Raw genomic sequence first — 17,038 nt, forward strand, 5'->3', positions numbered from 1 at the left:
CGACATTGGTCGCGCTGGTTGCGGGCGTCAAGACAAGAGTGGCAGGCGAATGAGCGCAGTGGAGCATGGCGGCAATCTCGGCGAGGCACGTCGCCTCTTCCCGCAGGCCTCCGGGCCCTGGATCGATCTTTCCACCGGCATCAACCCCTGGCCCTATCCGATTCCGGCGATTCCGGCCGAATCCTGGGCTGCCCTGCCCTCCCCGGACGAGGCGCGCGAACTGGAGGCCGTCGCGGCGCAATGCTATGGCGTGCCCTTCGATGCCTGCGTCGTTGCGACGCCGGGCACCCAGGCCGCCATCCAGTGGCTGCCGCATCTGTTCGCGGCCGGCACGGTGAGCGTATTGGGGCCGACCTATGCCGAACATGCCCGCAGCTGGGCGCTGGGCGGCCATCATGTGCGCGAGGCCCGCCGCTTCGAGGACCTGGCCGGCTCCGAGATCGCGGTTCTCGTCAACCCGAACAATCCCGACGGCAATTTCTTCGGCCGCGAGGAATTGCTGGCGCTCGCCGCCGAAAAATATGCCAGGGGCGGCGCCCTCATCATCGACGAGGCCTTTGCCGACGTGATGCCGCAGGTCAGCCTGGCCGCCATGGCCGGCACGCAGGGCCTGGTCATGCTGCGTTCCTTCGGCAAATTCTTCGGCCTCGCCGGCATCCGGCTCGGTTTCGTGCTGGCCGAACCTTCGCTCACCGGCAAATTGCGCCAGGCCATGGGCCCCTGGGCGGTTTCGGGCGAGGCCATCGCCATCGGCCGGGCCGCGCTCGCCGACATCCTCTGGCAGAACGGTACGCGCACCTCGCTGCGCACGGCGCGTCAGACTCTCGACGAGGACCTCGCCAAGGCCGGCGCCGTGATCGGCGGCACCGATCTCTACCGGCTGCTGCAGACCGCCCACGCCCCGGCGCTGTTCCGCCAGCTCGGCCAGGCCGGCATCTGGGTGCGCCGCTTTTCCGCCAATCCGCGCTGGTTGCGCTTCGGCCTGCCTCCCCATGCGGAAGCCGAAGCGCGGCTGCGCGCGGTGCTTGCCCGTTATCACAAGAACGGCACGCGGGCGATGTAAGGCATTCCCGGGACCGCCGGCATCCAGCCGGCTCTTCCTTCCTGCAAGCGACGTGTTTCCAAGAGCCGGCAGGGGTGCCGGCTATCCCGGGAACGACTGCCTCAAGCCGCGAGCCTGGCGCCTATCTCACCCAACACCTCCTCCAGCGGCAGCAGGCCGCGCATGGCGCCGCAGCCGGTGGCGGGAACGCCGTCCTCGATGGCATGGGCGAAGCGCACGGCCGGATCGGCCTCCAGCCTGGCCTTCAGCGCCTGGATCTTCGGGAAGGGCGTGAGATCGAGTGCCTGATGGAACTCGGCCCAGCGCGCCACGCCGACAAAGACCGCATCGGCCAGGCTCGGCCGGTCACCGATCAGATAGGGCGCACCGCCGATCATCGCCTCGAGCTGACGATGGCGGTGGGCAACCAGGCCGCGACCGAAGGTCCGCAGCGCCTGCCTGTAATCCTCGCTGCCATCCTGCATTTCCAGCGCCACCCAGAGCGGCGTGAAGGCTCCGGTGAAGCCGGTGTTCAGGAAGCCGATGAACTGGTGCATGCGATGCGCCTCGGCGCTGCCGGCGGGAAAGCTGATGCGGTGGTCTTCGTCGCGCAGTTCGAGCCAGCGGGCGATCGCCATGGTCTCGGTCAGCACGCTGCCATCCTCTCGGAGCAGCACCGGCGTTTCCTGGCGGCCGTTCACCCTGGCGTAGGCCTCGGTCAGCATGGCGTCAGGCATGTGGACCCGGGTCGCGCGATAGGGCCTGCCGAGCCACTCGAAGGCGGCGACGAGGCCGAGGGAGCTGCCAGCGGGATAACCAGCGAAGAGGATCGGTTCCATTGTCATAATCTCCTGTCAAATCGACGGAGACAATATGCCGGCATGGACTTTGAAGCTGTAGACTGCCAATCATGGATCTAAAGTCCATGATTGGAGACTTTGATTGTCGAATCTCAACGATTTCGTCCTCTTTGCCCAAGCCGTCGAACAGGGCAGCTTTGCCGCCGCCGCCCGGCGCCTGGGCGTGCCGAAATCGACGGTGAGCAAGCGCGTGGCCGAACTGGAGGCACGGCTCGGCGCCCGCCTCCTGAACCGTACCTCGCGCAGCTTCGTGCTGACCGATGCCGGCCGGGAGGTGTTCGAGCATGCGCGCGCGGCGATGATCGAGGTCGAGGCGGCCGAAAGCGCCGTGCTGGCCCGGCGGGCGGAACCGAGCGGCACCGTCCGCATCACCGCCTCGGTACCCGCCGCGCAGTTCCAGCTCGCCGCCCAACTGCCCAGGCTCGCGGCGGCCCTGCCCAAGCTGCAGATCCAACTCCATGTCACCGACCGTTTCGTCGATCTCATCCAGGAAGGCTTCGACATCGCGCTCAGGAGCCATTTCAGCCCCCTGCCCGATTCCGACCTGATGGCCAGGCCTGTGCACCGCGAGGCGTTCGGCCTGGTCGCGGCCCCCGCCTATCTCGCCGTCAACGGCACGCCGGCTACGCCGGGGGATCTCGCCGGCCATGACGGCCTCCTCGCCCAGCCCCGGGCTCCGGGCTGGAAATTGTCGGCAGGCCATCAGACGGCGGAAGTCACGCCCCGCCCGCGCTTCTTCGCCGACGAATCCGTCGCCCTGCTGGAGGCGGCCAAGGCCGGGCTCGGCATCACCGCCTTGCCTCGCTCGATCAGCGCGGCGGCGGTGGCCGCCGGCCTGGTCGTGCCCGTGCTGCCGGAATGGCAGGCGGGCGAGGTCACCACCACGGTGCTGACCACCCATCGGCGCGGGCAATTGCCGGCCGTGCGCGCCGTGGTCGACTTCCTGGCCGGCTCCCTGCGGCCGGCCGGCGCGGGCGAGTGACGCACAATTCCGCCGCCTTGCGAACCAGCCCGGCAAAAGGGCATCCTCCCGCCCACAACGAGGCAAGGAGGAAGGCATGGCAGGGCGCGAACACCGCTACAAGGTCACGGTCGTGTGGACCGGCAATGAGGGCGAGGGCACCTCGACCTATCGCGGCTATAGCCGCGCTCATCAGATCCTGGCCGAAGGCAAGCCGACCATCGAAGGCTCGTCAGACCCGAGCTTTCGCGGCGACGCCACGCGCTGGAACCCCGAAGACCTGCTGGTCGCCTCGCTCTCGGCCTGCCACAAGCTGTGGTATCTCGGCCTGTGCTCGCAGATGGGCGTCAGCGTGCTCTCCTACGAGGACGAGGCCGAGGGCGTGATGCTCGAGGTGGCGGGCGGCGCCGGCCAGTTCGAGAAGGTCACCCTGCGCCCGCACATCGTGGTCGCCGCCGGCACCGATCTGCAGAAAGCACATGATCTGCACAAGAAGGCGCATGAGATGTGCTTCATCGCCCGCTCGGTGAATTTTCCGGTGGAGCATGAGGCAGAGATCGTCCTGGCGGGCGCATAGAGCGTTTTTCTTTTTGGGCGTGCCGGTCGATGGGACGATGGAGGGACGGGACGTCCGCCTCCGCCCATGCCCCATAATGGCGTATCTCCCTTGACTTCCTGAATTTGTGATCACAAAATTGAGATCACATTTTTCGGGAAAGCACGCATCATGACCTTGCACCAGACCAACCTCACCACCGCGGAACTGCGTGCGATCGATGCCGCGCATCATTTGCATCCCTTCACCGACACGAAGGGCCTGAACGCCGAGGGTGCGCGCGTCATCGTCAAGGCCAAGGGCGTGCATCTGTGGGATTCGGAGGGCAACCAAATCATCGACGGCATGTCGGGGCTGTGGAACGTCAATGTCGGCTATGGCCGCGAGGAGATCGTCGAGGTCGTGGCGCAGCAGATGCGCGAACTGCCCTTCTACAACACCTTCTTCAAGACCACCCATCTGCCGGCCATCGAGCTGTCGCGCCTGCTGGCGGAAGTGACGCCGCCGCAGTTCAGCCGGGTGTTCTTCACCGGTTCGGGCTCCGAATCCAACGACACGATCATCCGCATGGTGCGCCATTACTGGGCGGCCCAGGACAAGCCCGGCAAATCGACCATCATCGCCCGCAAGAACGGCTATCACGGCTCGACCATCGGCGGCGCCTCGCTCGGCGGCATGACCCCGATGCACGCCCAGGGCGGCCTGCCGATCCCCGGCATCGTCCATATCGCCCAGCCCTATTGGTATGCCGAGGGCGGCGACCGCAGCCCCGAGGAGTTCGGCCTGTGGGCAGCGCGTGAGCTCGAGCGCACCATCGACGAGCTCGGCGCCGACACCATCGCCGCCTTCATCGCCGAGCCGATCCAGGGCGCCGGGGCGGTGGTGATTCCGCCCGCGACCTATTGGCCGGAAATCCAGCGCATCTGCCGCGAGCGCGACATCCTTTTGGTCTCCGACGAGGTGATCTGCGGCTTCGGGCGCACCGGCGAATGGTTCGGCTGCGAATATTTCGGCGTCCAGCCCGACATCATGGCGATGGCCAAGGGCATCTCCTCCGGCTATCTGCCGATCGGCGGCGTGATGGTGACGGAGAAGGTGGCCGAGGTGATCGCCAATGCCGGCGACTTCAACCACGGCTACACCTATTCGGGCCATCCGGCCTGCGCGGCGGCGGCGATCGCCAACATCAAGATCCTGCGTGACGAGAAGATCGTCGAGCGCGTGAAGAGCGATATCGGCCCCTATATGCAGAAGCAGTGGCTCGCGCTGGGCGACCATCCCATGGTCGGCGAAGCCCGCATGGTCGGCCTGATCGGCGCCCTCGAATTGACGCCGAACAAGAAGACCCGCGCCTCCTGGCCGGTGGAGACGGGCACGGTCGGCCTGATCGCCCGCGACTTTTCCTTCCAGAACGGCCTGGTCATGCGCGCCACCCGCGACACGCTGATCATCGCCCCGCCGCTGGTGATCAGCCATGAGGAAGTCGACGCCCTGATCGCCGCCGCCAAGAAGACGCTCGACGACAGCTGGGCCGAGGTGAAGCGCCGGGGTTATGTGTGAGGGGGTGAGAAGTCACCCCTCATCCCCCCTGCCGGGACCTCTAGAGCAAAGCGCGTTCATGACTGAACGCTTATTTGCTCTAACTCTTTGTTTTAACGCGTCTTTGCGATTTGACGGAGTCACCCAGAATCGCAAAGACGCTATCGTCAACTCAAGAGAGTTGACGATACCCGCAAGGGGAGAAGGAGTTTTAGTGGGTTAGATCGAGCTTAACTGCCCGGTGCCGAGTACCGCATCCCAAGTCCAATAAGTCCCCTTCTCCCCTTGCGGGAGAAGGTGGCGGCAGCCGGATGAGGGGTGGTGGCACTGCCCTCACCGATACCGCCGCGGCCGCGTCGAGACTGCCAGCGAGGCGACCGCCACGCCATTCGCCACCGCCCTCTCTAGATCGTCGCTCTTGGCCAGGCTGGCGAAATAGCCCGCCGAGAAGGTATCGCCGGCCCCGATCGTATCGACGACCTTGACCTTCGGCGCCGGGACCGCGACATGCTCGTCCCCGCGCCAGGCCAGGGCGCCCCTGGGCCCGCATTTGATCACCAGGCTGGCACCGGCGGGCAGCAGCGGCCGGATCATCTCGGCAGCCGCCTCGACCGTGTCGGCGCCGGTCAGTCCCTTGGCCTCGATGTCGTTGATCAGGACATGCTCGCAATGGCCGATCCAGGCGTTCACCCGCGCGCGCACCCCGGGCGTCCAGCCGCCGTCAGGCCAGCCCGTATCGAGGGCGACGCGGTAGTTCCGGCGCCTCAGGATGGCGATCAGTTCGTCATAATCGGCGAGCAGGGCCGGAATCACGAAGGGGCCGACCAGCAGGGCCACGCAGCCCTCCCCCGCCTGGTCGAGCTGCGCCAGTACGTCCTCGAGCCCGAAGGCATGCAGATGGCCCGACGTGGTGAAGAAGGTGCGGTCCCCGTCGGGATGGCCGATGCCGACCGACACCGTGGTCGCCCCCTCGGCCACCGTCCAGCCTTCGGCCCGCGCCCCGAAAGGCTCGGCCAGCCAGCGGCCCAGCATGTCGTTGCCGCGGCTGGTGATCAGCCGATAGTCGACGCCGAGCGCATCGAGTGCCAGCGCCGTGTTGCCGGCGGCGCCGCCGACGCGGAATTCGCTTTCGGGCACGATCACTTCCGTGCCCGGCTGCGGCCAGGGCGCCTGCGGGCCCATCACCAGATCGACATTGACGTTGCCGATCAGATAGAGCGGCTCCTTCATAGTTCCGTCGTCACCTTGGTCGAGCGCAGGGGCTCGCCGACATGATCGACCCGGCCGGCCGCGAAGGTCACCAGGAAGGACTGCAGCGCCGGCAGCACCGCGAAGATGGCCGCCATGCCCTCCTCCCGCGGCAGGCGGATGGTAACGGCGTCGGCGATATCGGCTTCGCCGGAGAGATCGAACACGACTACCGGCGATCCGGCGGCGCGGCAGGCGGCGACCAGCCCCGGCGCCAGGCCGGCGGAGGGACCGGCGGCGCGCAGCAGCACGATGCCGCTCGCCGGCGACAGCATCTCCATCGGGCCATGCCGCAACTGGCCGCCCTCCAGCGCCAGGGCCGGCAGGCGGGCGAGCTCCATCACGCAGAGCGCCCCGGATTCGGCCACGCCCTGCAGCTCGGCCCGGCCGCTGAGGATCAGCGAGGTGCAGGCGGCGAGAGCGGACAGGGCCTCGCCGAGATCGGGCCGGGCGGGCGCGCCGAGCACGGCAAGCGCCCGTCCCGGCGGCAGGCCCAGGGCGGCGAGCACGGCGAGGTGCAGCGCATGGCTGACCAGGAGGCTGCGGGTGGCGGCGAAGGCCTTTTCCGGCCCGCCGACGCCGACGAGGGCAGGCACGCCCCGGCCGAGCGCGCTACCGGCGTCGAGGGTGAGGCCGAAGCGTTCCTGCCGGCCGGCGGGCCGTTCGAGAAAGGCGACGATCTCACCCGAATTGCCGGATTGCGAGACCAGCAGCACGGTGCGCTCGCGGTCGGGCTGCGGCGTGATCAGGAGCTCGGAGACCACCTCCGTCTCGACCTCGATGCCGAGCCGGCGATAGAGCACGGCCGCCGCCCGGTTGACCCAGTGCGAGCCGCCCATGGCGGCGAGCGTCAGCCGCCCGGTGCGGCGGATGCTCTCCGCCAGCCGCGCCGCCATCGGTCCGGCGCCGTGAAAGGAAACCAGCGCGTCTTCATGCTGGCGGGCCATTTCGGCCTCGATCATCGCCAGGCCCGCGCCCGGCACGATTGTGCTCATGATATCAACCCTTGACGCTGCCGGCCGTCAGGCCGGCAACCAGTGACTTTTGCAGGATGAAGGCGATCAGGACCGGCGGCAGCGCCGTCAGCAGGCCCGCGGCCGAGACCAGGCCGAAATCCGTGGCGCGGCCGGCGGCGAAATCGGCGATGGTGACGGTAAGCGTCTTGGCGTTCTGGTTCGAGGTGAAGAGCAGGGCGTAGAAGAACTCGTCCCAGGCGAGCAGGATGGCGAACAGGGCCGCCGTGGCGACACCGGCCCGGGCATAGGGCAGCGTGACCCACCACAGGGTCTGCAGCGTCGAAGCGCCGTCGATCGCCGCCGCGCTTTCGAGTTCGCCCGGCACCGCGTCGAAGGAGGATTTGATGAACCAGGCGGTGAAGGGCGTCAGGATCGAGCAATAGACCAGGATCAGGCCGAACACATTGTTGAGCAGCCCGAGCATCGACAAGAGGAAATAGAGCGGCAGGATCAGCGCCACGGCGGGCGTCATATAGGTGGCGAGCACGCCATAGAGCACCGCCGAGACGCCGCGATTGCGGTAGCGCGAAAAGGCCCAGCCCGCCGGCACCGCCACCAGCAGCGACAGGGCCGTCGCGCCGAGCGAACTCGCGAGGCTGTTGCGCAGCGCCATCAGGAAGGCCTCGCCCGGGCTGTTGGCCTCGAAGGTGAGCAGGCGGGCATAACGGCTGAAATCGAGATGGCGCGGAATGAGAGACAGGGGCTTGGTGGTGAGGTCGGAGGGCAGCGAGATGCTCATCACGGCGAGCCAGAGCACCGGCGCCAGCGTCACCACCAGGAAGAGGCCGACGCCGCAATAAAGGAAGAAGGTCGCTACAGCGCTGCGTTGCATGATCAGGCCTCCTGCCTGCGCATCAGCCGGACATAGAAGCCGACGAAGACCATGCAGATCAGCACCACGATGAGGGCGTAGGAGGCGCCCGATCCCACCCGCATGAAGCGGAAGGATTCTTCATAGACGAAGAAGCTCATGGTCTTGGTCGAGCTCGCCGGCCCGCCCCGGGTCATCACATAGAAGATATCGAAGACTTTCAGCGCCTCGATCGAGCGCAGCACCAGCGCCACCAGGAGGGGCGGCGCGATCACCGGCCAGGTCACGGCCTTGAAGCGCTGCCAGGCATTGGCACCGTCCAGCGTGGCGGCGCCATAGAGTTCCAGCGGCGCCGATTGCAGCGCGGCCAGCACGATCAGCGCCACCAGCGGATAGTTCTTCCAGACATCGGCCAGGATCACCGCATTCATGGCACTGCCTTCGCTGCCGAGCCAGCTGCGATAGCTCTCCATCAGCCCGCTCTGGGTCAGCACCGCGTTGAGCACGCCGAAATCGGGCTGGTAGATCAGCCGCCACATCAGGGCATTGACGATGGTGGGCACCGCCCAGGGCAGCACCAGCAGGGCCCGGCAGAAGGTGCGGCCGTAAAATTTCTCGTTGAGCAGCAGCGCCACGCCGACGCCGAGCAGCGCCGAGGCGCTGATCGAGACCAGGGTGAAATAGATCGTCCGCCCCGCTGCGGCGAGGAATTCGGAATCGCTGAAGGCATAGGCGAAGTTCTCCAGCCCGACGAAATGCGCCGCCCCCGGCCCCGCCATCAGGCGGGTATCGGTGAAGGCCAGCCACAGGGTCATCAGGATGGGATAGCCGACCGCCGCGAACACGATGACCAGCATCGGGCCGAGCAGAAGCCATGGTGAGGGCATGCCGACACGGCCGCTCATCATCAGGCAGATTCCTTCCACTATACCCTCCCCTGCAGGGGGAGGGTCGGCCTGAAAGGCCGGGGTGGGGTGAAAATACGCAGGCCGAGACGAGAGAGGCTGCCACTCTTAAAGAAGTCACCCCACCCCGACGCTGTGCGTCGACCCTCCCCTCCAGGGAAGGGTAAAGATCTCAGCGGATGCGCGCCGCCTGCTTGGCCGCTTCCGCCAGCGCGTCGGCGGGGGAAGCCTTGCCGGCCAGTGCGTTCTGGATCTGCGCCTGCAGGATGGTGGAAAGCTCCTGGTAGGAAGCGACCGTGGGGCGCGGCGTCATCAGGCCGATGGAGACATCGGCGGCCTTGACCAGGGCTTCCTGCCCCTTGGTGACGGCGGGATCGGTATAGGACGCCTTCCAGATCGGCAGGCTGAGCTTGGCATACTGGTCCTGCACCGGCTTGGAGGTGAGATAGGCGATGTATTTCCAGGCGAGATCCGGCTTGGAGGAGCCGGCCGTGATGCCGAGCGCCATCGAGCCGTTCACGCCCGACGCCTTGCTCTTGCCCTCGACGCCGGGAGCCGGCACCACGCCGACCTTGCCGACCACCTTGCTCTCGGCCGGATCATTGGCCTTGGCATACATATAGGTCCAGTTGAGCGCGAAGGCCGCGTCGCCCGCCGAGAACACCTTGCGGACGTCCTCCTCCAGATATTCCTTGGAATTGGGGTTGGAGAGGCCGTTCTTGAGGCTGTCGGCCATGTAGGTGACCGCATCGAGCGAGCCGCCCTTGTCGAAGGCCGGCTTGTCCCCGTCGAAGAAGGTGCCGCCATAGGCCGCCGTCAGGGTGACATAATCGCAAATCACGGCTTCCGCCTGCGACCAACTCCAGACGATGGGATATTGCACCAGTCCCTTGTCCTTGATGATCTTGGCGTCCTTGGCCAGTTCGTCCCAGGTCTTGGGCGGCTCGGCGATGCCGGCCTTCTGAAGGATCTCGGTGTTGTAGAACAGATATTTGGTGTCGAGGATCCACGGCATGCCATAGGTCTTGCCGTCATAGTTCACGGTGGCCCAGGCGCCGTCGAACACCTTGGAGCGATCGAGATCCTTCAACCGGTCGGTGACATCGAGCAGGACGCCGTTCTGCGCGAAGGCGGCCGGCCAGATCACGTCGTAGAGCACGACGTCATAGCCGGCGCCGCCGGCGGCCTTGGAAGCGACGATCTTGTCGTAGAGGGCCTCGTAGGGCACGAATTCGGCGTTGACGGTGACGCCGGGATTTTCCTTCTCGAAGGCCGCCGTCATCGCCTTGACGTCGGCGTCGCTATAGGCGGCCTGCGCCATGAACAGGGCATTGAGCGTTTCGGCCCCTGCCGGCGACAATCCTGCCAGGGCCGTCATCGCCACTCCGGCCAGGACGGCCTTGTGAATTCCAGACATTGCAATCATCTCCCGCTTGCAATTCGATCGGCAGCCGGTGGCCGCCCTGCATGGTTCAAAGGCGCTGAGAGTTCTCGATGGCTCCCGACCATTTCTGCGCCCGGAAAAATTATTAACTCAATTTGTTTGAATGTAAACATGCTGCCATAGTCGCCGATGAAATCGGGAAGCCTTTTGCGATTTGACGGAAACACCCAGAATCGCAAAAACGCGCCGAACCAAAGAGTTAGAGCAAATGAGCGTTCTCATCCGGACGCGCTTTGCTCTGGGGAGTGAGTGGACATGGCAGGGCGCGAGAGCAACAGGGCGCTCCAACCGGGCCGAAGCGTCGCGGGAACCAATCTCGAATTCACCCGCTCCCACAACCGGCGCGTGGTGCTCGACACGGTGCGCAGGCTGGGGCCGGTCTCGCGCGCCGAGATCGCCCGGGAGACCGCTCTGACCAACCAGACGATCTCCAACATCGTCGAGGAACTGGAACAGGCCGGCTTTCTCCTCGCCGGCGAGCCCAAGCGCGAGGGACGGGGCCAGCCTTCCATTCCCTATGCCATCAATCCCGAGGGTGCCTGGTCGCTCGGCTTTCATGTCGATCACAGCGCCATCATCGCGGCCCTGGTCGACCTCACCGGCAAGCCTGTCGCCATCCGTGAGATCCCGGCCCAGCGCCCCTCGCCCCACAGCGCGGCGCCGGCCCTGCGGCGGCTCGCCGACGAGCTGACCGCTGAGGCCGGCATTCCCGCCTCGCGCCTGCTCGGCGCCGGGGTCGCCCTGCCCGTGCGGTTCGGGGTCGGCGCCATCACCACCGCCGGCCCGACCACCCTGCCCGGCTGGGACGATCCCGATGCCAGGCAGCATATCGCCGAGGCTCTCGCCCAGCCCGTGCAGATCGAGAACGATGCCATGGCGGCGGCGATCGGCGAGCGGCTGCACGGCGTCGCCCGCGCGATCGACAGTTTCGTCTTCCTGTTCCTCGACGAGGGGCTCGGCGCGGGCGTCTTCCTCGGCGGACAGCCCTGGCGCGGCGCCTCGCTCAATGCCGGCGAGATCGGCCACATGATCGTGGCGCCCAACGGCAAGCCCTGCCCCTGCGGCAATCGCGGCTGCCTGGAACGCTACCTCTCCCTGAGCGCCGCTCAGGAATTCCTCGCCGATCAGCCCGGCGCTCCGGCCCTGTCCGAACTGGACGGCGCGCCATCCGCGCCCGTCGAACGCTGGGTAGCGGACGCTGCCCCCTATCTGGCCGGGGCTGTCAACATCCTGGAATCGACCCTAGATCCCGAGACGATCCTGCTCGGCGGGCTGGCCCCGGCCGGCGTATTGGCCAGCCTGATCGAGAAGGCCGAGCCGCTGCCGATGTCGGTGGGCTCGCGCAGCGGCCGCCGCCTCCCCCGGCTGATGGCCGGCTCGGTGGGGCATCATACCGTCGTGCTGGGCGCCGCCTCGCTGCCGATCTTCGACGAGATCAATCCCCGCTTCGACGTGCTGCTGAAGCATTGAGCGTCATTGCGAGCGCAGCGAAGCAATCCAGGCACCGCAAGCGCCGCATTCTCCAGCTCTGGATTGCTTCGCTGCGCTCGCAATGACGGCAGGACTAGCCCTCGACCCGGCCCGGCGTCACCCGATAGACCGCGGCCCGGCCGGCGATCGCCTCGAAGGCGGAGGGGTCGGCCCCGGTCAGCCAGACCTGCGCGCCGAAGCTCTCGAGCCGGCCATAGAGGGCGGCGCGGCGCATCGGGTCGAGATGGGCGGCAACCTCGTCGAGCAGGACGATCGGCGTCATGCCGGCGAGACGGGCGACCAGCCTGGCATGCGCCAGCACCAGGCCGAGCAGCAGGGCCTTCTGCTCGCCGGTGGAGGCACGCTCGGCCGCGATGCCCTTCGGACCGTGCACGACGAGAAGATCGGTCAGATGCGGCCCGTCGAGCGTGCGGCCGGCGGCACGATCCCGTGGGCGCCCCTCACGCAGGGTCTGGCGATAGCGCTCCTCCACGGCCAGCGCCGGCTCGTCCAGCACGGCGTTCTCGATGGCGCCGTCGAGGGCGATGCGCGCATGGGGGAAGGGCGAGGCGGGATCGATCTCCTCCTCGATCAGGCCGGCGAGACGGCGCACCGTATCGGCGCGCGAGGCCGCCACCGCGATGGCGAGATCGGCGACTTCATGCTCGGCGGCGTCCAGCCAGCGCTGGTCGGCGCGGGGATCCTCCAGCAGGCGGTTGCGCGAGCGCAGCGCGCGTTCGAGCGCATTGACGCGGGTGCCGTGGCCGGCATCGACCGCCAGCACCAGCCGGTCGAGGAAACGCCGCCGCTCCCCGGCGGAGCCGGAGAACAGCCCGTCCATCGAGGGCGTCAGCCACACCAGGCGCAGGTGATCGGCAAAGCTGGCGGCGGAGGAAACCGGCTGGCGGTCGACGCGGTATTTGCGCGGGCCGCTCTGGGGGCCCTCCAGCCCGGTGCCGAGCTGCGCCGGGCCGAGCGCGCCCTCCACCTCGGCGGCAACGGCAAAGCTGCCGGGCCCATCCTCGCTGGCCATGTCCTCCAGATCCGCCCGGCGCAGGCCCTTGCCCTGGGTGAACAGCGAGATGGCCTCGAGCACATTGGTCTTGCCGGCGCCGTTCTGGCCGGTGAGCACCACCATGCCGGCATCCACGGCAAGATCGAGCCGCGGATAGGAGCGGAAGGAGGTGAGGATCAGGCGGGTGATGCGGGGCGAGATCATTCTTGGAGCGCGGACGTCCTGCTCCCGGCGCTAACTTTGCGGGGACAAGCGTGAAACAGGTGTGCCGATCTCCAGATCGGCATTGTTGCAACCGCCGTGCTCGCCAACATGGCAGATGCCGATCTGGAGATCGGCACACCGCATTTCGAGCGCCATCGCCTGCAGGGCAGACGCCGCGAGTTACCCGCACCTTCCCCGCTGGACGGAGAAGGCAAGTCGCGGCTTACACCCGCATCGGCATCAGCACATAGAGAGCGGCGGCGCCTTCGCGGTCCTGCACCAGGGTGGGCGAGCCCGGATCGGCGAATTTCAGCAAGGCGGTATCGCCGTCGAGCTGCGCCGCGATGTCGAGCAGATAGCGCGAGTTGAAGCCGATATCGAGCGGGGCAGCGTCGTAGTCGACCTCGATCTCCTCGGTCGCCGTGCCGGAATCGGGGTTGGTGACGGTGAGGACGAGGCGCCTGTCGGCCAGCGACAGCTTCACGGCGCGGCCGCGCTCGGAGGAGATGGTCGAGACGCGGTCGACGGCGGCGGTGAAGTCGGCGCGCTCGACGGTGAGCGCCTTGTCGTTGCCGACAGGGATGACGCGGGCATAATCGGGGAAGGTGCCGTCGATCAGCTTGGAAGTCAGCACCACCGGGCCGATGGTGAAGCGGACCTTGGCCTGGGACAGTTCGACCGAGACGATGGCCTCGGCATCTTCCATCAGCTTCTGGATCTCGCCGACCGCCTTGCGCGGCAGGATCACGCCGGGCATGCCGCTGGAGCCTTCGGGCGCCGGCAGCTCGACGCGGGCGAGGCGATGGCCGTCCGTGGCCACGGCGCGGATGCGGGTTTCGCCCTCGACATCCAGCGTGTGCAGATAGATGCCGTTGAGATAATAGCGTGTCTCTTCGGTGGAGATCGCGAACTGCGTCTTCTCGATGAGCTTGCGCAGATCGGCGGCCTTGAGCTGGAAATTATGCGGGAACTCGCCCGCCGCCAGATCCGGGAAATCCGAAGGCGGCAGCGTCTGCAGGGTGAAGCGCGAGCGGCCGGAACGCACGATCAGCTGGGTTGCCTCGCCGCCCCCCTCCAGCGAGACCTGGGCGCCGTCCGGGAGCTTGCGGACGATGTCGTAGAGGGTATGCGCCGGCACCGTGGTGCCACCGTCCATGGTGACGTCGGCAGGAGAGGACTCCACCACCTCCAGATCGAGATCGGTCGCTTTCAACAGCAGGCTGGCGCCCTGGGCCTGGATCAGCACGTTGGACAGGATCGGGATGGTGTTGCGCCGCTCGACGACGCGGTGGACGTGGCCCAGCGATTTGAGAAGGGCAGTCCGTTCGAGCGTAACCTTCATGGAATGCGTCCTGGCATAACGACCCGCAAGCGGACCGAGCTGCCGCGAGCGGTGGAAAAAGGGCGAAGACCATGCAATTTGCTTTGGCGAAAGGCAAGCCATCCCGCAGCTTTTTCAGGGTTTTCCCGAACATGTCGGGTTTGCGCCCGATCGCGATGCCGGGCCCGGGCAAGCCGCTTTCACCGGGCAGCCGTTCCTCACAATGTCGGAACGGGCTCCATCAGCACCACGACGCGTTGGAGGATGGCGAGCACCGCGATGAGGATGATGAGAATACGCAGGATCTGCTTGAAGCGCCCATCCACGGGCAGGCGGTCGATCACATACATCAACACCCAGCAGACGAGACCTATGACGACGATACCGATCAGCAGCGAGATCACACCAGACAGCATGCACACCTTCTCCGAGCGACCATGACAATGGTCGGCTCGGTAACGCGAATGTCGGCCCGGATGTTCCCGTTCGTCAGGTCAGAGGGATCATCACAGCCCGGCGATAGGCCGGGCGCTCGGTCAGGCGTTCGTACCAGGCTGCGAGATGGGGCAGGTCCGGCCGCTCGATCGGCATGTTGAACCAGCCATAGGCGAGGCAGCCGAGCGGGATGTCGCCGATGCCGAATTTTTCGCCCGACAGATAGGCCTGGCCGGCCAGCGCCTTGTCGGCGATCGCCAGCAGGCGGCCGCAGCTGTCGAGCCCGCGGGAGAGCTCGGTCTCGACCCGGTCCTGGGCGGTCCGGCGCACGACGTTCCAGAACACGTCGCGGAAGGGACCGGCGATGGTCGAGGTCGTCCAGTCCATCCAGCGCTCGGCCGACGCCTTGTCCTGGCGCGAGGACGGCACCAGCCGGCGCTCGGGGTCGCCCTCGGCCAGATAACGCACGACGGCATTGGATTCCCACAGCACGAAGCCGTCATCCTCGATGCAGGGCACCAGCCCGTTGGGATTGAGCGCGCGATAAGCGGGATCGTTGACCACGCCGAAAGCGCCGCCTGCATCGATGCGCTCATAGTCGAGCCCGAGTTCCTCGGCGCACCAGAGCACCTTCTTCACATTGGAGGAATTGGTGCGGCCCCAGATCTTCAGCATGTCGGTTCCTTCCACAGAGCGTTGAGGTTCACCCGCCCGACCTTTGTCATTGCCGGGCTTGACCCGGCAATCCAGCTCTTCCCGCCATACATCAAAGACGGGCCCCCTGGATGCCCGGGTCAAGCCCGGGCATGACAAAGCAAGCGCTTGAGTTATTTCCGAACGAGGTTCGGTCCTTCCCTGACGCCGCCTCACTTCGCCCGGATGAAGCCCACAATGTCCTTCACCGAGGCCATGATCGGGGCGGCGATCGCCCGCGCCCGGTCCGAGCCCTCGGCCAGCACCGCGTCGATATGGCCGGGATCGGCCATCAGGCGCTTCATCTCGGCGGTGATCGGCGAGATCTTCGCGACGGTGAGATCGGCAAGCGCCGTCTTGAAGGTCGAGAACTGGCCGCCGCCGAACTCGGCGAGAACCTCAGCCACCGTACGCCCCGCAAGGGCCGCGAAGATCGAGACCAAATTGTCCGCCTCGGGGCGGCCCTTCAGCCCCTCCTCCTCGCTCGGCAGCGGCTCGGGATCGGTGCGCGCCTTGCGGATCTTGGCGGCGATGGTGTCGGCATCGTCGGTCATGTTGATGCGCGAGAGGTCGGAAGGGTCGGATTTCGACATCTTCTTGGACCCGTCGCGCAGGCTCATCACGCGGGTCGCCGCCCCCTGGATCAGGGGCTCGGGCAGCGGGAAGAATCCGCCATTGAAGCCGTTGGCCGCGATGGAATCGCCGAAATCATTGTTGAATTTCGCCGCGATGTCGCGGGCAAGCTCCAGATGCTGCTTCTGATCCTCGCCGACGGGCACGTGGGTGGCGCGGTAGACCAGGATGTCGGCGGCCATCAGGGTGGGATAGGCGAACAGGCCCACCGAGGCCGCCTCCTTGTCCTTGCCGGCCTTCTCCTTGAACTGGGTCATGCGATTGAGCCAGCCCATGCGCGCCACGCAGTTGAACACCCAGGCCAGCTCGGCATGCTCGGCCACCTGGCTCTGGTTGAAGACGATATGGGCCTTCGGGTCGATGCCGGCGGCCAGGAAGGCGGCGGTGACCTCGCGAATGGCGCTCGCCAGGCTCTTGGGATCCTGCCAGAGCGTGATGGCGTGCTGATCCACCACGCAATAGATGCATTGATGGCTCTTCTGCATCTCGACGAAACGCTGGATCGCGCCGAGATAATTGCCCAGATGCAGGTTGCCGGTCGGCTGAACGCCCGAAAAGACGCGTTCCACGAACTTCGTCATGGCTGGAGGATTCCATATTGTCCAGGCAGCTTGTTCTCGATCGAGCCACCGGCGCGATCGAGAACAAGCTGCAAGATATCGAAAACGTGCACGATTTTCCGGCCAAGCCCGCCGCGGGCCTCACCGGAAAATCGTGCCTCGGCTAGCGCTTATGGCGGGCGCTGGCGCAAGACGCAAGTGCGGGCGGCAGGAACGGCTGGGCGATCGGGTGAAAGCGTTCCGGTCATCCCGGACGCGGTGCGGCCTGTAATGCTGCGCCGCAGAGGCGGGTCCGCAGGCAGAAAAGGGCCGCGCCACTTTGCGG

The 17,038-nt window shown here is 66.7% G+C and carries 17 protein-coding genes; 6 read left to right on the forward strand and 11 right to left on the reverse strand.

Translation table 11 applies throughout. The features are described from left to right. The first annotated feature begins 49 nt into the window (after window positions 1-49). Complete coding sequence (gene cobD, locus C5L14_RS28895; protein WP_105865521.1) at window positions 50-1,063, forward strand: threonine-phosphate decarboxylase CobD; 1,014 nt, start codon at window positions 50-52, stop codon at window positions 1,061-1,063. A 101-nt stretch (window positions 1,064-1,164) separates the two neighbouring features. Here cobD and C5L14_RS28900 read toward each other — a convergent pair whose 3' ends face one another. Next, the gene (locus C5L14_RS28900) at window positions 1,165-1,881 is read right to left on the reverse strand and encodes a glutathione S-transferase family protein (RefSeq protein WP_105865522.1); all 717 of its coding nucleotides are present in this window, start codon (window positions 1,879-1,881) and stop codon (window positions 1,165-1,167) included. 103 nt (window positions 1,882-1,984) lie between these two features. Here C5L14_RS28900 and C5L14_RS28905 point away from each other — a divergent pair, with 103 nt between their 5' ends. The 3 genes from C5L14_RS28905 to C5L14_RS28915 all read left to right on the forward strand — a co-directional run bounded on the left by C5L14_RS28905 (window position 1,985) and on the right by C5L14_RS28915 (window position 4,979). Then, entirely contained in the window at window positions 1,985-2,884 is a 900-nt protein-coding gene (locus tag C5L14_RS28905) for a LysR substrate-binding domain-containing protein (RefSeq protein ID WP_105865523.1), read from the forward strand. 76 nt (window positions 2,885-2,960) lie between these two features. Further along, entirely contained in the window at window positions 2,961-3,440 is a 480-nt protein-coding gene (locus C5L14_RS28910) for an OsmC family protein (RefSeq protein ID WP_105865524.1), read from the forward strand. A 150-nt stretch (window positions 3,441-3,590) separates the two neighbouring features. Beyond that, on the forward strand, window positions 3,591-4,979 hold the full coding sequence (locus C5L14_RS28915) for an aspartate aminotransferase family protein (protein WP_105865525.1): 1,389 nt from the start codon (window positions 3,591-3,593) through the stop codon (window positions 4,977-4,979). A gap of 312 nt (window positions 4,980-5,291) precedes the next feature. Here C5L14_RS28915 and C5L14_RS28920 read toward each other — a convergent pair whose 3' ends face one another. The 5 genes from C5L14_RS28920 to C5L14_RS28940 form a co-directional block, all read right to left on the reverse strand. Further along, window positions 5,292-6,188 carry a carbohydrate kinase family protein gene (locus tag C5L14_RS28920; protein WP_105865526.1) on the reverse strand — a complete coding sequence of 299 codons (897 nt, stop codon included), beginning with the start codon at window positions 6,186-6,188 and terminating at the stop codon, window positions 5,292-5,294. Then, complete coding sequence (locus C5L14_RS28925; protein WP_105865527.1) at window positions 6,185-7,201, reverse strand: SIS domain-containing protein; 1,017 nt, start codon at window positions 7,199-7,201, stop codon at window positions 6,185-6,187. The genes C5L14_RS28920 and C5L14_RS28925 overlap by 4 nt, the downstream gene beginning before the upstream one ends. Window positions 7,202-7,205: 4 nt before the next feature. Beyond that, complete coding sequence (locus tag C5L14_RS28930; protein ID WP_428832669.1) at window positions 7,206-8,057, reverse strand: carbohydrate ABC transporter permease; 852 nt, start codon at window positions 8,055-8,057, stop codon at window positions 7,206-7,208. After that, on the reverse strand, window positions 8,057-8,938 hold the full coding sequence (locus C5L14_RS28935) for a carbohydrate ABC transporter permease (protein ID WP_428832670.1): 882 nt from the start codon (window positions 8,936-8,938) through the stop codon (window positions 8,057-8,059). The genes C5L14_RS28930 and C5L14_RS28935 overlap by 1 nt, the downstream gene beginning before the upstream one ends. A 172-nt stretch (window positions 8,939-9,110) precedes the next feature. Beyond that, complete coding sequence (locus C5L14_RS28940; protein WP_105865530.1) at window positions 9,111-10,355, reverse strand: extracellular solute-binding protein; 1,245 nt, start codon at window positions 10,353-10,355, stop codon at window positions 9,111-9,113. A 282-nt stretch (window positions 10,356-10,637) separates the two neighbouring features. Here C5L14_RS28940 and C5L14_RS28945 point away from each other — a divergent pair, with 282 nt between their 5' ends. Beyond that, entirely contained in the window at window positions 10,638-11,852 is a 1,215-nt protein-coding gene (locus tag C5L14_RS28945; RefSeq protein WP_105865531.1) for an ROK family transcriptional regulator, read from the forward strand. A 94-nt stretch (window positions 11,853-11,946) separates the two neighbouring features. On the opposite strand, the gene recF is transcribed toward C5L14_RS28945, so the two are convergent. The 5 genes from recF to trpS form a co-directional block, all read right to left on the reverse strand. After that, the gene (gene recF, locus C5L14_RS28950) at window positions 11,947-13,071 is read right to left on the reverse strand and encodes a DNA replication/repair protein RecF (protein WP_105865532.1); all 1,125 of its coding nucleotides are present in this window, start codon (window positions 13,069-13,071) and stop codon (window positions 11,947-11,949) included. 223 nt (window positions 13,072-13,294) lie between these two features. After that, window positions 13,295-14,413: a DNA polymerase III subunit beta gene (dnaN, locus tag C5L14_RS28955; protein WP_105865533.1), complete on the reverse strand. Its 1,119-nt coding sequence runs from the start codon at window positions 14,411-14,413 to the stop codon at window positions 13,295-13,297. A gap of 197 nt (window positions 14,414-14,610) precedes the next feature. Then, window positions 14,611-14,808: a hypothetical protein gene (locus tag C5L14_RS28960; RefSeq protein ID WP_105865534.1), complete on the reverse strand. Its 198-nt coding sequence runs from the start codon at window positions 14,806-14,808 to the stop codon at window positions 14,611-14,613. 73 nt (window positions 14,809-14,881) lie between these two features. Then, on the reverse strand, window positions 14,882-15,502 hold the full coding sequence (locus C5L14_RS28965; protein WP_105865535.1) for a glutathione S-transferase family protein: 621 nt from the start codon (window positions 15,500-15,502) through the stop codon (window positions 14,882-14,884). 191 nt (window positions 15,503-15,693) lie between these two features. Next, on the reverse strand, window positions 15,694-16,734 hold the full coding sequence (trpS, locus tag C5L14_RS28970) for a tryptophan--tRNA ligase (RefSeq protein ID WP_105865536.1): 1,041 nt from the start codon (window positions 16,732-16,734) through the stop codon (window positions 15,694-15,696). 17 nt (window positions 16,735-16,751) lie between these two features. Between trpS and C5L14_RS30880 the strand changes: the two genes are divergently transcribed. After that, window positions 16,752-16,880: a hypothetical protein gene (locus tag C5L14_RS30880; RefSeq protein WP_281062591.1), complete on the forward strand. Its 129-nt coding sequence runs from the start codon at window positions 16,752-16,754 to the stop codon at window positions 16,878-16,880. The last annotated feature ends 158 nt before the right edge of the window (window positions 16,881-17,038 follow it).

Origin of the sequence: Labrys okinawensis (genome assembly GCF_002982075.1) — a bacterium.
In the GTDB taxonomy this organism is placed as follows: domain Bacteria; phylum Pseudomonadota; class Alphaproteobacteria; order Rhizobiales; family Labraceae; genus Labrys; species Labrys okinawensis_A.

Bases quoted from the DNA above. Each gene is read 5' to 3' on its own strand.
- dnaN (WP_105865533.1), bottom strand. From the start codon at position 14,413: ATGAAGGTTACGCTCGAACGGACTGCCCTTCTCAAATCGCTGGGCCAC.
- C5L14_RS28915 (WP_105865525.1), top strand. From the start codon at position 3,591: ATGACCTTGCACCAGACCAACCTCACCACCGCGGAACTGCGTGCGATC.
- C5L14_RS28920 (WP_105865526.1), bottom strand. From the start codon at position 6,188: ATGAAGGAGCCGCTCTATCTGATCGGCAACGTCAATGTCGATCTGGTG.
- C5L14_RS28900 (WP_105865522.1), bottom strand. From the start codon at position 1,881: ATGGAACCGATCCTCTTCGCTGGTTATCCCGCTGGCAGCTCCCTCGGC.
- C5L14_RS28965 (WP_105865535.1), bottom strand. From the start codon at position 15,502: ATGCTGAAGATCTGGGGCCGCACCAATTCCTCCAATGTGAAGAAGGTG.
- C5L14_RS28945 (WP_105865531.1), top strand. From the start codon at position 10,638: ATGGCAGGGCGCGAGAGCAACAGGGCGCTCCAACCGGGCCGAAGCGTC.
- C5L14_RS28925 (WP_105865527.1), bottom strand. From the start codon at position 7,201: ATGAGCACAATCGTGCCGGGCGCGGGCCTGGCGATGATCGAGGCCGAA.
- C5L14_RS28960 (WP_105865534.1), bottom strand. From the start codon at position 14,808: ATGCTGTCTGGTGTGATCTCGCTGCTGATCGGTATCGTCGTCATAGGT.
- trpS (WP_105865536.1), bottom strand. From the start codon at position 16,734: ATGACGAAGTTCGTGGAACGCGTCTTTTCGGGCGTTCAGCCGACCGGC.
- recF (WP_105865532.1), bottom strand. From the start codon at position 13,071: ATGATCTCGCCCCGCATCACCCGCCTGATCCTCACCTCCTTCCGCTCC.
- C5L14_RS28910 (WP_105865524.1), top strand. From the start codon at position 2,961: ATGGCAGGGCGCGAACACCGCTACAAGGTCACGGTCGTGTGGACCGGC.
- cobD (WP_105865521.1), top strand. From the start codon at position 50: ATGAGCGCAGTGGAGCATGGCGGCAATCTCGGCGAGGCACGTCGCCTC.
- C5L14_RS28935 (WP_428832670.1), bottom strand. From the start codon at position 8,938: ATGAGCGGCCGTGTCGGCATGCCCTCACCATGGCTTCTGCTCGGCCCG.
- C5L14_RS28940 (WP_105865530.1), bottom strand. From the start codon at position 10,355: ATGTCTGGAATTCACAAGGCCGTCCTGGCCGGAGTGGCGATGACGGCC.